At 47.9% G+C, this 14,201-nt stretch carries 14 protein-coding genes; 2 read left to right on the forward strand and 12 right to left on the reverse strand.

The annotated features are described in order from the left end of the window. The 3 genes from PHQ97_02260 to PHQ97_02270 form a co-directional block, all read right to left on the reverse strand. The gene (locus PHQ97_02260; protein ID MDD4391557.1) at nt 1–1,359 is read right to left on the reverse strand and encodes a YihY/virulence factor BrkB family protein; all 1,359 of its coding nucleotides are present in this window, start codon (nt 1,357–1,359) and stop codon (nt 1–3) included. A 234-nt stretch (nt 1,360–1,593) separates the two neighbouring features. Next, nucleotides 1,594–1,959 (reverse strand): hypothetical protein, encoded by a 366-nt coding sequence (locus PHQ97_02265; protein ID MDD4391558.1) that lies wholly within the window; start codon nt 1,957–1,959, stop codon nt 1,594–1,596. A 271-nt stretch (nt 1,960–2,230) separates the two neighbouring features. Next, nucleotides 2,231–2,938 (reverse strand): PHP domain-containing protein, encoded by a 708-nt coding sequence (locus PHQ97_02270; protein ID MDD4391559.1) that lies wholly within the window; start codon nt 2,936–2,938, stop codon nt 2,231–2,233. Between the two features lie 79 nt (nt 2,939–3,017). Here PHQ97_02270 and PHQ97_02275 point away from each other — a divergent pair, with 79 nt between their 5' ends. Both PHQ97_02275 and PHQ97_02280 read left to right on the forward strand, forming a co-directional pair. Further along, nucleotides 3,018–4,388: an alkaline phosphatase family protein gene (locus PHQ97_02275; protein MDD4391560.1), complete on the forward strand. Its 1,371-nt coding sequence runs from the start codon at nt 3,018–3,020 to the stop codon at nt 4,386–4,388. A gap of 167 nt (nt 4,389–4,555) precedes the next feature. After that, nucleotides 4,556–5,134, forward strand: a complete 579-nt coding sequence (locus tag PHQ97_02280; protein ID MDD4391561.1) for a nicotinate-nucleotide adenylyltransferase — start codon at nt 4,556–4,558, stop codon at nt 5,132–5,134. Between the two features lie 173 nt (nt 5,135–5,307). Here PHQ97_02280 and PHQ97_02285 read toward each other — a convergent pair whose 3' ends face one another. From PHQ97_02285 to PHQ97_02325, 9 genes are all read right to left on the reverse strand, one after another. Then, the gene (locus PHQ97_02285; GenBank protein MDD4391562.1) at nt 5,308–5,877 is read right to left on the reverse strand and encodes a BON domain-containing protein; all 570 of its coding nucleotides are present in this window, start codon (nt 5,875–5,877) and stop codon (nt 5,308–5,310) included. A gap of 96 nt (nt 5,878–5,973) precedes the next feature. Next, nucleotides 5,974–6,375: a hypothetical protein gene (locus PHQ97_02290; protein ID MDD4391563.1), complete on the reverse strand. Its 402-nt coding sequence runs from the start codon at nt 6,373–6,375 to the stop codon at nt 5,974–5,976. Between the two features lie 301 nt (nt 6,376–6,676). After that, complete coding sequence (locus PHQ97_02295) at nt 6,677–7,945, reverse strand: outer membrane protein transport protein (protein MDD4391564.1); 1,269 nt, start codon at nt 7,943–7,945, stop codon at nt 6,677–6,679. Nucleotides 7,946–8,214: 269 nt separating this feature from the next. Next, on the reverse strand, nt 8,215–9,471 hold the full coding sequence (locus PHQ97_02300; protein ID MDD4391565.1) for a (Fe-S)-binding protein: 1,257 nt from the start codon (nt 9,469–9,471) through the stop codon (nt 8,215–8,217). A gap of 2 nt (nt 9,472–9,473) precedes the next feature. Beyond that, the gene (locus tag PHQ97_02305; GenBank protein ID MDD4391566.1) at nt 9,474–10,184 is read right to left on the reverse strand and encodes a respiratory nitrate reductase subunit gamma; all 711 of its coding nucleotides are present in this window, start codon (nt 10,182–10,184) and stop codon (nt 9,474–9,476) included. Nucleotides 10,185–10,866: 682 nt separating this feature from the next. Next, entirely contained in the window at nt 10,867–11,109 is a 243-nt protein-coding gene (locus tag PHQ97_02310; protein MDD4391567.1) for a sulfurtransferase TusA family protein, read from the reverse strand. A 316-nt stretch (nt 11,110–11,425) separates the two neighbouring features. Then, nucleotides 11,426–11,977, reverse strand: coding sequence for a DsrE/DsrF/DrsH-like family protein (locus tag PHQ97_02315; GenBank protein ID MDD4391568.1), 552 nt, complete (start codon nt 11,975–11,977; stop codon nt 11,426–11,428). Nucleotides 11,978–12,034: 57 nt separating this feature from the next. Next, entirely contained in the window at nt 12,035–12,322 is a 288-nt protein-coding gene (locus PHQ97_02320) for a hypothetical protein (protein MDD4391569.1), read from the reverse strand. Between the two features lie 166 nt (nt 12,323–12,488). Further along, on the reverse strand, nt 12,489–14,192 hold the full coding sequence (locus tag PHQ97_02325) for a response regulator (GenBank protein MDD4391570.1): 1,704 nt from the start codon (nt 14,190–14,192) through the stop codon (nt 12,489–12,491). Nucleotides 14,193–14,201 lie beyond the last annotated feature (9 nt).

Here is a 14,201-nt window from a genome sequence, read left to right on the forward strand (position 1 = left end):
TCATATATCCTTGATCAGTTTATTTTCCGGTGATTTTTCCATTTCGCTGAGAAACTTATCCAGCGTATCCGAGAACAGTTCAAGTTCACGGGTCCGGGGGAGGGGAATATTGTCGAATCCCTTGTGATCCAGTGCGTCGAGCAGGTAGGTGATGCTGATTTTCTGGATATCGATGGCCGGTTGAAAGGCCGTTTCATCAGACGCTTCGACGATGGTTTCAGTAATGATACGGCTTTGTTTCAGATCATGGAGAATCTGCAGAACCAGGTTTACCGGAATTTTAAGAGATTCGGAAATCCGGGTAACGGTCAGCGGGGGTTCTTCCTTTGAAAAGTTGCGGATCACCATGTGGCTGATTTGAAATGAAAGGCGTTTTTTAAGCGCCGGGGTGATTTGAGTGAAATCCAGTTCAAATTTATAATTGCCGACGTTCTGAAACGCATAGGACATTTCAGCGCCGAGAAGGACAACATACCAGCTGAGCTGAATCCATATCAGAAAGAGAGGAAAGGCCGAAAAACTTCCATAAATTGCATTGTAGCGGGATACCCCGATCTGAAAGCTGATATAGGCCCATTGGGCCAGCTGATAAACCGTACCGGCGATGATTCCGGACAGCACGCCGGATTTTAAACGGACACGGGTGTTGGGCATTAAAAGGTAGGTCAGGATAAACAATATCCAGATCAGTACGTAGGGCAGCAGTTTCAGAAAGAAGAATATGACCGGGCTGAAAAATCCGATCAGGGCGATTTTCGCTGTGATCAACGTCAGCTGGGTTCTGATAAATACGGTGATGCTTCCGGACATGATCACCAGCACCGGGCAGATCAGCATGATAGAAAGGTAATCGCTGAATTTTCGTTTCAACGGCCGGGATTTTTTGATTTCCCAGATGGTGTTGAACGAATTTTCAATATTGCCCAGCACGTTTATAACGGCCCAGAACAGGACGACCGCACCGATTCCCGCGACCATTCCGCCTTTGACATTTTCCAGAAAAGAATAGGCAAAATCGATGATGAATTTGAGGGCTTCTTCCTGACCGGGTAATCTTTCATAGAGCTGGATTTCAAAAATTTTTTCGAAACCAAAGCCCTTTGCAATTCCAAACGCCATCGCCAGCACCGGCACAATGGAAAGCAGGGAATAAAATGTCAGGGCCGATGCCATCTGCGGGCAGCGGTCTTTGTTGAATTTTTGTATGGAAAATAAAACGATTCTGAGACATTTGACGAAAAAAGCATGGTACCACGTGACGTTCGTTAACTGTATCCGCCAGATACCGGTCTTCAGAAAATGAGTAATTTCATCCTTCCATTTGATTGTCAGCGTTTTGATTATGAACGGTTGGCTCATCGCAGTTGCCTTTTTTAAGCATTGGCCTGGAACAAGGGGTCAAGTCTTCGTTTGACCTTTATTCTGGTTAAGCATGGATGGGGTTGGTATCAGGAAAAAGAGAACAGGATAGTGAAAAGGGCAAAGTGGCGCTGCCCTCTGCCCTTTATCTCCAATTTTCTGCCTTCTGTCCTTTAACCTCTGTCCCCTGCCTCCTGTTTTCTGATCTCTGATCTCTGACCTCTGACCGCTGTCCTATGGCGTCCTGATTTTTGAGTCTGTTTTAGCAGGATTTTTTTCAAGATGTTTGTAGCGGTTGGAACTGGATTCCGCCAGCCGTCCCATGACCCGGGGCAGGTCTGAATCGTTCCAGACCGATAAAAAATTTTCTTTGGAAAAGAGTCGTTTACTAACCGTGTAATACGGTTTTTCAGTTGGATTTAGTGCGATATCTTCATATTTGATGTCCAATTTCCCCTCGAAAACATGATTGAATAATTCTGTCGTGGTGTAGATAAAGAATTTTTTTATATCCTCAGTAGATTCGGCCATGTTGATTTTTTGCCTGAAATCCGGGAGGAGTTCATTTTCATACTTACTGAAGGAAAATTGTTTTGTCATAATTGATCTCCTGTTTTATTGTCAAAAGTCCAGTTCCTGAAAAAAATCTTCTTCAGAAACGCCTATAAAACCGAGAGGGGTGTTACTTGAAAAAGGGGGTACGTCGCCTGTAACGCGGGAAAAAACTCTGCTGACAGGATAAGAGGGAAAAGAAAATCTGTGATTGCCGGGCATGTACCCGGAAACACACGACCCGAATGCCCCGATATGGATTGTATGCATGTGTAAAATATAACAGATAACGGAAAGGTTTTCAAACCGAACACCCGTTTCAGGGAAGGGCCGGGACTGTCGATGGCTGAGTACGAAGCATCGTGCCCCTGCGTGCCGTGGTATCGTAATATGGCATGGTCCCCGACGATGTCTGGTGGTGCGGGCACTCGGTTGTTTGGCTGTGATGATTTGTGTCACAACAGCCGTTTTTAAATGCCCGGATAAAATCATCCCGGGATCGGACGGGGGCCGTTAAGCATGTCGTAACTTTTCCAAGCTCATTCAGGGCATGCGCATCACTGCCGCAGCATTCGGTCAGTGCATAGCGCTGTCGCCATGAATCGACTTTTTGATTTTCGGTAAAAGAATTTCTTCCGTTCACACTCTCGACAATATCGCACCAGCCGTCTCTGATAATAAATTCACTGACAGACCTTCCGGTTCGGAACGGATGGGCGGCGATGGCAATCCCATCACGCTGCCTGACCATTTCCAGGAGCCGGATGGCTGGCAATCCGGGTTCGATCGTTTCAAATGGGCCGAAGATAAGAAAATCTCCATCCGTGGTCGAGTATTCCATGCCGACGATCACGCACAGGCCGTTATCCTGAATACCTTCTTTCAGATGGTGCCGGATGTCCATTGTCTGATGATCGGTAAGACAGACCCCGTCCAGTCCCCTGGCGCCGGCATGGGTCAATATGTCATCAATTTTCAGATTGCTGCACGAAGACAGGTTTGTATGTACATGTGTGTCAAATATCATGTTTGTTATCATACCCGTTTATTTTAAAAATTCAAATTCATTCTTTCTATTGATCAGGACCGGGATATCGCTTAAATTGATGATAATGATGATTTCCAAAAATGATCATAACCCGTTGAATCCTGAAAAGTCTCATCGAACGTGTATCCTGATTATTCTGGATGGTCTGGGGGATAGGGCGTATGAACAGCTTGGAGGCAAAACGCCTCTTCAGGCGGCGTACACACCGGTGCTCGACAGTCTTTGCGAAAAAGGTTCATCAGGGCTGTATCATGCTTCGATGCCGGGGCAGGCCCTTCCCAGTGAACACGCCCATTTTATGATTTTCGGCTATGATATGTCTCAGTTTCCCGGTCGTGGCGTTTTTGAAGCGCTTGGCGCCGGCATCGAACTTGAATCATCGGATGTGGCGGTCCTGGCCCATTTTGCGAGTGTGGAAATGGCCGGTAACTGTCTGGTGCTGAAAAACAGAAAACCCCGGGCATCTGAAAAAGAAATTGATGCGCTGATTCGAGAGGTCGGATTCTATGAAACGGGCGGGGTGAAGATTCGTTTTTATCCTACCGGTGGCATCCGAGGCATTCTCCGCCTGGAAGGAAATGTGTCGCCCTTTATCACGGATACGGATCCGATTTTGGAAGAAAAGTTACTGCCGGAACTTCTTCCGTGGGCTGAATATGAACAGGATTCAGATGCACTCAATACGGCAGTCAGTCTGAAAAGCTATCTTGTACAGACCTATGAGTGCCTTAACCGGCATCCAGTCAATATCCGCAGAAAAAATCTCGGACTCGATCTTCTTAATGCGCTGGTGACGCAACGGGCGGGTCAATGCAGGCCGGTAACGCCTTTTGACCAAAAATACGGCCTTGCGGGCCTGTCCATCGCTTCCGGAATTGTCTATCATGGGCTGAGCCGCTATATCGGGATGGATTGTATAAAGGTTTCAGATTCCGGTGATGCTGGAAAGGATCTTGCCCGGCGGCTATGCATTGCACAAAAAGTGTCAGACCGGTATGACTTTATACATGTACATACCAAAACGCCGGATGAAGCAGCGCATAAAAAAGATCCGGAAGCAAAAAGACGGGTAATCGAATCGCTGGATCGGGGAATTGGTGAAGCCATTGGCCCGTTGCTTAATAATCCGGATGTTTTACTGATCATCACATCGGATCATTCAACGCCGAGCTCCGGGCCGCTGATTCATTCGGGAGAACCTTCACCGCTGATGTTTTTCGGTACCGGCGTCCGGCGGGACCGGGTGAAATGCTTTGATGAAATCAGCGTGGCCGGCGGTGCATTGGGAACCCTGCGGGGCCGTGAACTGATGTATATGGTGTTAAATTATCTCGATTATTCAAAACTGTGCGGGTTAATGGATACCCCTGAAAATCAGCCTTACTGGCCCGGAAATTATCAGCCGCTTCGAATTGATTTACAGTCGTGAGTCGAGAGTCGTGAGTTGTGGGCCAACAGTCAACGATGATCCGTTGTGAGCCATTCGGGGTATTACCAGCACCTGACCACGAGTTTGCTGCCCTTCAACGTCCATGCGGCGCGTTCGGGAAGCAGTGTTGCTGCGAAGCCCTCCAACATAATTGATAAAGTTCAACTATGAATCCAACCGACTGCATCTATGAAACCGGGGTGATCCATGGGCGGTTTCAGGTCCTTCACAATGACCATGTCGCCTACCTGATGGCCGGCAAACGGCTCTGTCATCATCTGGTCGTCGGAATTACCAATCCGGACCCGGTGATGACCCGGATGGAATCCGTGGATCCCTACCGAAGCAGCGTGTTGTCCAATCCGCTATCCTATTATGAACGGTGTGTCATGGTCCAATCCGTGCTTCGAGAAATCGGAATTTCACCGGAGCAGTTTTCTGTCGTACCGTTTCCGGTTAACTTTCCTGACCGCTATCAATATTATGTGCCGATGGATGCTGTTTTTTTCCTCAGTATCTATGATGACTGGGGCAGGCGGAAACTGGCTTATTTCAACTCCCTCGGACTGAAAACCCATATCCTGAGGCAGGTTGCCCCGGAGGAAAAGGGGCTCAGTGCAAAAGGCATCCGATCCCGGATGATGACCGGAACTCCCTGGGAACACCTGGTTCCGAAAAGCGTATCCGTCCTGATGAAAGCATGGGATATTCCCGGCAGACTTCGACGGCTGGCAGCCGATAGCTGAGATGATGTGATGGGGGTGAATTTGTTATAATTGATGGTTATGGCTCCGCCTTTGCCCATCCTGCATGCTGAACCCTGGCCTTTGTCGGAGTGACACAATGAGTTATCTGATTTTCCTTAAGTTAATGAAAACGATTTTCCCTTAACCCTTAACCCTTAACCCTTAACCCTTAGTTATTTTATCACAATATTATCGATAACATTCACGACCCCGGACGTATTTCTGGCGATGGCGATGATGAGGCTTTTCTGTTTTTCCGAGTGAACGATGCCCGACAGCGTGACGATGCCCCGGTTTACATCCACATCGATATTCAGTGAGTGTATGCCGGGTTCCTTGATCAGTTTGCCTTTGATTTTACTGCCGATCCATTTGTCATCAATGCCTTGTCCGAATGTTTTCGAGCCGATCTGAAGATCGTTTTTGACCCGTTTCACCCCGGGAACCTTACGGGCGATGTCGGCTGCCCTGCCGGCTTCCGCCCCTGTTTCAACCACGCCGGTTAATATGACCGTTGAATCGATCGTATCCACATCAATTTTGCGGGCTTTGACAACCGGATCATCGATGAGCTTTGCCTTCACTTTTCCCGTAATGGTTTTATCATCCAGAAAGCGGCCGGCCGTTCTTTCATCGGTAGCCACTTTGTAGGCACCTGTGGCACCGCCGGCCATAATGGCCGGAGCACACCCGGTGACCGCGATTAACAGAAAACATCCGAGTACGAATATCAGTTTTTTCATGAGTTCTCCTTAATAAAAATAGTCGTGAGTCGTGAGTCTAAAAGCAAGAGTCGTGAGTCGTGAGTCGAAAGTCGTGAGTCCTCTGACCTTTGTGCCTCAGTCCTGTTTTTGTAAATAGTTTCTGATACTGTCTGCCCGTTTGATGGCATGATCCACCTGTTTGATATTTGCCAGTGCCATGAGCGCTTTTGATGCCTCAAGGGGCGATTCGTTATTGCCGTTCAGGTACAGTTTGTACTTGTATGGCAGTGATTCGTTATAGCAGGTGCTCAACTGTGCTGCATATTGCCTCAATTTGCGGGAAATGTTTTTGAGCCGTTGTTTGTCCGGTCCGGTGAATGTTTCAACATTCAGGCTATCATAAAATGAGAGCGTTTGCACAATTCCCTGTTTGATTTTTCTGTACCGGAAGATGGGCATCAGCCAGTACCGCACGATGAAATACCCGGATGCACCCAGTATAAAACTGGCTCCGGCGCCAATGTAGATGGAATTCATAAAATCTTTCTTTCCGGTTAAATGGGGTTCAGCACGCGGGCTTTTGCTTTCAGATTAAGGGCCTCACAATGCCAGAGTTAAAGCTTTCAGAGAGATAAATGTCAAGAGAGAATCATGCAGGGATAATATAAAACAGGAGGGGAAACGGCAGGCTCCGGGTGAGCCTGCCGTTCAAAAAAGCGGAAAATGCCCCGATGGTCATAATACGGATGAAAATGACCGGGCGCGGAGGCGTCAGGTTTCATGGCAGCGGTGACCTTTTATTCGCCAGCCGTCAGCTCCCGGCTGTTTCCGGATTCTGCTAAAACCGCCACGCCAGCCCGAAATCGATCCCGTCCTCACTCAGTGAGGATTCCAGCGTGACAGGGGCTCCGGTCAGATCCGTTCCGGTTTCGGAAACGGTTTCTTCAAATGCATGCATGTAGCCCAGATGGAGTGAAAAACTGGGGGTAACTTCATAACCGACGCCGAGTGTGAGGTGCTGCTCGACTACTGCCGGAAAGCCCAGAATTCTGAATGTTTCATAATAATAAGTAGGCAGGGTTTTTCCTTGTATGGTTGTGGTGCTGGTACCAATTCCATTAAATCCGTTGTGCTCATTGACCGGATTTTTACCGTAATTATATCCGATTCTCAAAAAGAGGTTGTCGACGGCTTCATATTGAGCGCCGATGGAAAATACCCATTGGTCATCCCAGTCAAATTCCTTGTATCCGTCTGCATCTGACCAGTTCAGCCATTTAATATCACCTTCCACGAGCACCCGGTTGCTCAGGAAATCATATGCCGCACCGATACCCAGCTGCTGGGGAGATTCCAGATCCAGATCATCCGCTATGCCGTCACCGTTAAAGTCATTGACCATCTCGTGACTGACCTGCTGGGGTGTAATATAGTTCAAACCCAATGACAGATTGTCGACGGGTTTGTAAATCAGGCCGGCCTGACCCCCGAAGCCGTAGTTGAATGAGGAGCCGGATCTCAGATCGAGACTGGCATAATCCACATGAAGGGCCAGTCCAAAGGACAGCCTGTCCGTATACTGATAGGCGATGGCCGGGGCAAATTTCATGATTTGCAGCTGGGTAAATTCTCCGGATACGAGGGGAAAACCCCCATACGGTGCGTAGGTGCTTTGATCCAGATCCGTATTTCTGTAATCAACGCCAAGCCCCGTCACGCCATAGGCGGACAGGCCAAACCGCCACTTTTGTGGATCCGCGCTGATGGGGACCGATAATCCGAAGGCGGGGATGGCATACACCTTATTGTCGCTGTCAGCGGATATGGTGGTTCCGCCCCGGGTAATTTTTGTATCGGTTTTCGGCATGAAAAACGTGCCTGCAAAATTGAATTCGGACACCCGGCAGTAGGGCCCGAAGCACATGGCAGCCGGATTGGCGAAGACCGCGCTGATGGCGTCCAGCGGATAGGCGATGCCCACGCCGCCCATGGACCGGGAGATCGGACCCACGCCGATCAGGTTGTCTCCATTGGTGGCAAGAACAGATGGGGAAAACATCAAAAGGATAATCGTCATGAGTGCAAATCGTCTGATAACGTTTTTCATGGTTTCTTCCTCCTTTGAAGTTATGGACAGATAAATTATGTTTGTTTCAGTTGCACCGCAATCGAACTGTCAGAAATTTATCCGCAGAAATAATGAAATCGGAGAGCATCCCGGGTTTCCAGTGTCTGGAACCAGGGGCGAATAAAAGATCAGTTAAAAACGTAAATAGTGGTCTATAAGATAAAAGTCTTCTGTTTCTTAGCTTTTGCCTCAAACGAAGTGGTCCTCAAGCGATAGCGGTCTTTAAGCCGCGCGTTAGCGCGTTATGTTTACTCCCGCACCAGTGCATCTGCAATCATTGAGGAGAGGAATTTAACCTCGACGCCCAGTTTGTAATGATCATTGAGATTGCTCAATTGCGTGTGGCAGTTTTCACAGGCCGTTGCAAGGATTGTTGCGCCAGATTTTCTGATCTGCTCGGCCTTGACCTTTGAAGATTTCATTCTGAAATCAAGGGTTTCTTCCCCAAGAGAGACCAGACCGCCCCCGCCGCCGCAGCAGAAATTGTAAGCGGGTTCAGGAGACATCTCTACATACTTGTCTGTCAAATGTTTCAGGATGTAGCGGGGTTCATCGATCACGCCAGCGTTTCTGGCAATCTGGCACGGATCATGATAGGTAACCGTGCCGGTGACCGTTGATTTGTCCAATTTGATTCTGCCGTCCTGGATGTACCGGGCGTGTTCCTCGGTGAGGGAGATTACGTCAAACGGTTGTTTCCCGGACATCTGTTTCATGACCCTGAAGGCGGTTCCGCATTCGCAGATGCAGACCCGTTTGACCTTGAGCTGGATCGCTTCGTTGATGATCCGATCCAGAATCAGCTTTGTTTTTGTGGGATCTCCGACAAAGGCGCCGAAATTGACGGCTTCGAAGAAGCTCAGGGTCCAGTGGATACCGGCGGCGTTAAATACGGCAGCGGCCGGTATGATTGAGTGTGCGCCGGCCAGGGCGACATACAGAACATCTGCTCCTTCCACCCCTATCGGGATCGGGGTCTGGCCGGCTTCGATTTTCCATTTTTTTACCACATCATCTTCAAGCCGTTTGATCCCGGCCATGAATCCGTCCTTAAACAGATCCAGGGACTTGCCTTTTTCAACGGAGGTGTCGGCTAACAGGGTCAGTATTTCAGGCTCGGCTTTGGCGCCGATCAGCAGCAGCTTGGCGATGGACATGAGCATCTGGGTATCGATTCCATGCGGACAGAACATCACGCAGCGGCGGCATCCCGTGCATGAATAGGCTGCTTCGTAGAGTTCTTCCAGAGCCATTTCATCCAGCTCTTTGGATTCTCCCAGTTTGGGCCAGATTTTTCCCTGGGGTTTAAAATATTTTTTGTATATTCTTCGCACGATCTCTGCCCTGTATGCCGCGATATATTTGATCTGGGGCATGGATTCGTGGACATGGCAGGCCGTTGTGCACAGGCCGCAGCGGGAGCAGGTTTCAAGATAAAAGGTCATGGCCTGATTGAGCTTGCTCTTGAAAAGCTTCAGCAGCTCGTCTCGTGTTTGCTGTTCCATAGTTAACCTCGTCTTAATTTATTCATGGGAATCGTGAAAAAGGAATGCATGATTTTGCTGAACGGAAAAAACATCAGGAACAGATTGGCAAAAAATACATGCAGCACCAGCATGAAGGAATGCCCGGATGCCGTGACTTCATACGGAAGCTCGGGCTTGAACACCAGCAGGCTCATCAGGTAGGCGCGATAGTCGGGTACTGTCAGCTCGCCGTATTCATACCATGTTCTGGCCCAATCCATCTGGCTGCCGAACAGCACGGTGAGAAAAAGCAGAATCAACAGGAAATAATCTTCAAAGACCGATAAATCGCGATTCGGAGAAACGAACCGTCTGAAGAGAAAAAACAGCAGGGCGAAGCAAAGGGCGAGTCCGACAAATCCTTTTCCGATAAACACGTTGTGCGGGATGATCTGAAATATGGAAAATTTTTTTATCAGTTCCAGATGGCCGATGATCAGCAGCAGCAGCCCGGCATGAAAGATGATGAGAAATATCCACAGCACGAAATTGTGTCTTCGAACCGTTGGAAAAAGAAAGGCATCATGCAGTGCCCACAACCAGCCGGGTTTTTTCTCAGGAAAAATATTAAGGGCGATGGGATGCTTCGGCTGTTGATACAGTTTCAGCAGCCTGAATCCAACCCCGAAAATAAAGATGGCAAATGCCACATACACCATGGGTACCAGGATGATATAATACAGCGCCTCCACGGCAGCCTCCTCGGATAAATTATCCCTTTTGTGAGGTACGCAGTCCTACGCAGGGAAAAAGTAAAAAGGTTTTTTTATTTCGGGCTTGATCATAACTGCGGCCATAACGTCATGAGGACCGTCCCGGCCGTTTCCGGCTTCTCCAGCACGATACGGGGGGAACGGCCGGGATTTTGAAACTACACGTAACAGAATATGGCCGAAGTTATGATCAAGCCCCTTATTTTAATGATAAAACACGAAAAATCGAAGAGTTATTAACCTGGCAACTGTTTACGCAAAATACTTATTCACGAAGACCTTTATAAAATAAGTCTTTTTTGGAAAAGACATTGGTATATTTGATTGCCGGTTTAATATGCATATAAAGTTTTTTTATTGAGTTGTGACCTCTTGCGTGAAAATTATATTGGATGGTTTGTCTGGTAATCCGTCATAAAAGGTCACTCGACGGACAAGTCTTTTGTAACGGCAATTCCATGGAAATTGGGTTGCGGGCACGGCCCGCGTTAGGTTCATCCTGTTAAGGAAAGCAGGATGCATCATAATTGAATGGCATAAAAATTTCTATTTTTTGATTGATTTTATCCGCAGGGTGCTCGCTGTCCGGATGCCGGTTACACCCGGGTCCCTCTGACGGCTTAAAGCGTCTCGCCAGAGGGGCTCGGGCGGAATCCGGTGATCAGACCAGCCGTTTGATAAAAAACTTGGTGACGTCGCCTTCCTGCTCGGTTTTGACGATTTCGTTTCTGCTGGTTCTGGACCAGGCGGGAAAATCAGACAGGGCGCCCGGGTCTGTCGTATGGACTTCGATGATCTGTCCGACGTTGACTTCCTTGATTCCCTTGCTCACTTTGACAATTGGCATCGGGCAGGGCAGCCCCTTTAAATCCAATACTTTATCAGCCTTGATTACTTCACTCATGTCAGGTCTCCTTGGTTGTTGTTCATCCATTATTGTCTATTTTTCCTGATTTCTCCGTTATGCTCAGCTTTTAATTCTCAAAAAACCCCATGCTTCCGTTTGGCTAAAATTTTCGTCTTTTTTGAACCCGGGAAAATTATTCTTTTTCTGGATGGAAAATAGTTAGAATTTTAGGGCTTGATCATAACTGCGGCCATAACGTTGTGAGGACCGTCCCGGCCGTTCCCGGTTTCTTCAGCACGATACGGGGGGAACGGCCGGGATTTTGAAACTACACGTGAGAGAATATGGCCGCAGTTATGATCAAGCCTGAATTTTATATGAAGAGTTGAATTTTGCTGCTCTGGGCCTCTTCCAGAAATTTTGCTACGCCGCAGCTGGTCATGTCCGGGTAATCGATGAGTTCCTCTTTTCTGAATCCCATCAGGTTCATGGACATATCGCAGACAAAGATCCGGACGCCCAGCTCACCGGCCATCTCAATCATCTGCTCCAGCGTTGCAACGTTTTTCTTTTTCATGAGCGATTTCATCATGGCTGTTCCCATGCCGCCCATGTTCATTTTGGAGAGTTTGACTTCGCAGGTTCCTTTGGGAAGCATTTTCCCGAACATCTTCCCCATAAAATCCTTTGCGGGCTCTTTTTTTTTAGTGTCTCTGAGGATAGGTGTTCCCCAGAACGTAAAAAACATGACGACATCCATTCCCATGGCGACAGCGCCGGTGGCGACAACAAATGCCGCCAGAGCCTTGTCCAGATCGCCGCTGAATACGATCATCGACAGTTTATTTTCCGGAGCGGTCCGGGAAATGGAGTCGACCTGGGCCTTGAGCTGATCAAATTGCTTCTGCAGTTCTTCCTGGTTCATAGTTCCCCCTTGTGTGGTAGTCTTTTGTCCAGTGCCTGACGAATTGCGGTCGCCAGTTCATGCATTAAAACCGGTTTTAATAAATAGGTTCGAATGCCGGAATCTTTGATTTTCTCTTCCGTCACAGAACTGCTCGATAATTTCATCCCGGGCGTAACCCAGCCGGGTGCATACCACCTTGTTGACATCTAACATGTTAAGGTCAAAATTATGGACGGTCTGCAGTTGTCTCATCATTCCGGAATCATAGACGAAAAGCGCCAGCATGTAATCGGAAAATAATATCCAGAGGCATGCAAAAAAAGCATAAATAATGGTAACTTTTATAGGCGAAAGTTTTGTCATAAGCGGTTTATGCATCATCTCTGAACCGGCAGGCCGGATGCCCGGGAAGAAAGGAATTTGGGACCTGATCATCGTTTCAGCCAAGTTGTCCCGGACTCCGCAGCGACATGGCCGAAGTGATGATCAAGCCCGGAATTATCGTAATTTATTCAATGGATTTTATTATTCATCGAGTATGCAGCAGCATCTTCAGCTTTTTTGAGAGGTCTTCGATAAAAACCGGCTTTTGAATAAAGCCTTGCGCGCCTGCATCCAGAATTTTTTGTGCCGGACCTTCGATCGAATGACTGCTGCATACAATAACTTTGAGAGTTGGACGGAATGCTTTGAGCAAAGGATAAATTTTAATCCCGCTCATATCCGGCAGGAAAACATCCAGAATGGCCAGGTCAATTTTCCCATCAAATGCTCTGGCCAAATAAATGGCTTCATGCCCTGTATGGGTTTCAATAACATGGTATCCCAACTGGTTTAACAATTTTCGGAGTGTTTCGATCACCGCCGGATCATCTTCAATCAGCAGAATGGTGTGGGTTCCCTTGAACGGTTCGCTGTGTAATTTTTGCGTTTTTTCCTCCTCAACCTCACAAACCGCAGGGAAGTAAACACGCACGATGGTTCCGCGGTCTATTTCTGATTGAATGGATATCCAGCCGCCATGGTGTGTCACGATGCCATAAACTGCAGACAGGCCAAGTCCCCGGCCTAAAGATTTTGTTGTGAAAAACGGTTCAAATGCCCGTTTTCTGGTTTCTTCATCCATGCCCCTTCCGGTATCCTCAACTGTCAGACTGACATACGATCCGGGCAATAATCCCGAAAAAGCCATTGCATCTTCGTTCGTTATCAGTTCATTTCTGCAGGTGATTTTAATATGGCCTTCATTTTCGATGGTCTCTGCTGCGTTGAACAAAATGGCTGAAAAGGTCATCAGCAACTGGGGTAAATCCACCCGGATTTTTAAAATATCATCGGGCAGGCTCGTTTCTACACGGATGGACGGGGCAAGGGTGTGTTGCAGTGAGGGCAATGTATCGCGTACAAAAACACTGAGTGAAATATCTTTAGCCTCATATTTTCCTTTTTGGGCATATGCCACTAACTGGCTCGTCAGCTGTGCCATTCGAGCAGCCGATTGCCTTATTGCGACGATATTTTTTGACGTATTCTCATTCTCTGGCAGTTGCATTTCAAGCAGGTCCGTGTTTCCCAGGATCGCAAACAGGCCGTTATTGAACTGGTGGGCCATACCCCCAGCCAGTTTGGCTATGGCTTCTATTTTTTGCGCTTGCTGAAGTCGAGATTCAAGTGCCTTCTGTTCAGTGATATCACTGACGGCAATTCTGATTTGCTTAAGATCGCTGTCGTTTTCTTGAATAAGAACGCATTCCAGGTTCGTGTGGATGGAGCTGCCGGTATTTTTCACCAGCCTTAATCTGAAGGACTGAAAATGTTCGGAATTTAAAAGGCGCTGGCGATGAAGGTAGTAAGCATCCTGATCCTCACGCTGGATAAATCGACTGAACGGTTTTCCCACAACTTGTGATCGCTCCATTCCCACCAGCGTGGCGAAAGTCAGATTTGCCTCCTTAACCATTCCCTTTTCATTGACCGTCAGATAGCCCACTGGCGCAAAATCATACAGATGGAAATATCGATCCCGTGCCGCTTCCAGCTCCGTGTGGATGCGGCGCAGCTCTTCGTTCTGCATTTTTAACTCGATCTGGTGCACGCAAAGCTCGTGGATTAGATTTGCCATGGCATTAGTTGACATTCCGGCAATATCTTCAGCGTCTGCAGGCGTTGTTTGGATCTGACTTTCGGCACGCTGCCTGAGTTCTGAGTTGACTAAAAAATTTTTGTCATTCATTTCGGCTCC

The organism is Desulfobacterales bacterium, from assembly GCA_028704555.1.
In the GTDB taxonomy this organism is placed as follows: domain Bacteria; phylum Desulfobacterota; class Desulfobacteria; order Desulfobacterales; family JAQWFD01; genus JAQWFD01.

Excerpts from the sequence above, each read along its gene's own strand:
- PHQ97_02260 (MDD4391557.1), bottom strand. The coding sequence starts at position 1,359 with ATGAGCCAACCGTTCATAATCAAAACGCTGACAATCAAATGGAAGGAT.
- PHQ97_02265 (MDD4391558.1), bottom strand. The coding sequence starts at position 1,959 with ATGACAAAACAATTTTCCTTCAGTAAGTATGAAAATGAACTCCTCCCG.
- PHQ97_02270 (MDD4391559.1), bottom strand. The coding sequence starts at position 2,938 with ATGATATTTGACACACATGTACATACAAACCTGTCTTCGTGCAGCAAT.
- PHQ97_02275 (MDD4391560.1), top strand. The coding sequence starts at position 3,018 with ATGATAATGATGATTTCCAAAAATGATCATAACCCGTTGAATCCTGAA.
- PHQ97_02280 (MDD4391561.1), top strand. The coding sequence starts at position 4,556 with ATGAATCCAACCGACTGCATCTATGAAACCGGGGTGATCCATGGGCGG.
- PHQ97_02285 (MDD4391562.1), bottom strand. The coding sequence starts at position 5,877 with ATGAAAAAACTGATATTCGTACTCGGATGTTTTCTGTTAATCGCGGTC.
- PHQ97_02290 (MDD4391563.1), bottom strand. The coding sequence starts at position 6,375 with ATGAATTCCATCTACATTGGCGCCGGAGCCAGTTTTATACTGGGTGCA.
- PHQ97_02295 (MDD4391564.1), bottom strand. The coding sequence starts at position 7,945 with ATGAAAAACGTTATCAGACGATTTGCACTCATGACGATTATCCTTTTG.
- PHQ97_02300 (MDD4391565.1), bottom strand. The coding sequence starts at position 9,471 with ATGGAACAGCAAACACGAGACGAGCTGCTGAAGCTTTTCAAGAGCAAG.
- PHQ97_02310 (MDD4391567.1), bottom strand. The coding sequence starts at position 11,109 with ATGAGTGAAGTAATCAAGGCTGATAAAGTATTGGATTTAAAGGGGCTG.
- PHQ97_02315 (MDD4391568.1), bottom strand. The coding sequence starts at position 11,977 with ATGAACCAGGAAGAACTGCAGAAGCAATTTGATCAGCTCAAGGCCCAG.
- PHQ97_02320 (MDD4391569.1), bottom strand. The coding sequence starts at position 12,322 with ATGACAAAACTTTCGCCTATAAAAGTTACCATTATTTATGCTTTTTTT.
- PHQ97_02325 (MDD4391570.1), bottom strand. The coding sequence starts at position 14,192 with ATGAATGACAAAAATTTTTTAGTCAACTCAGAACTCAGGCAGCGTGCC.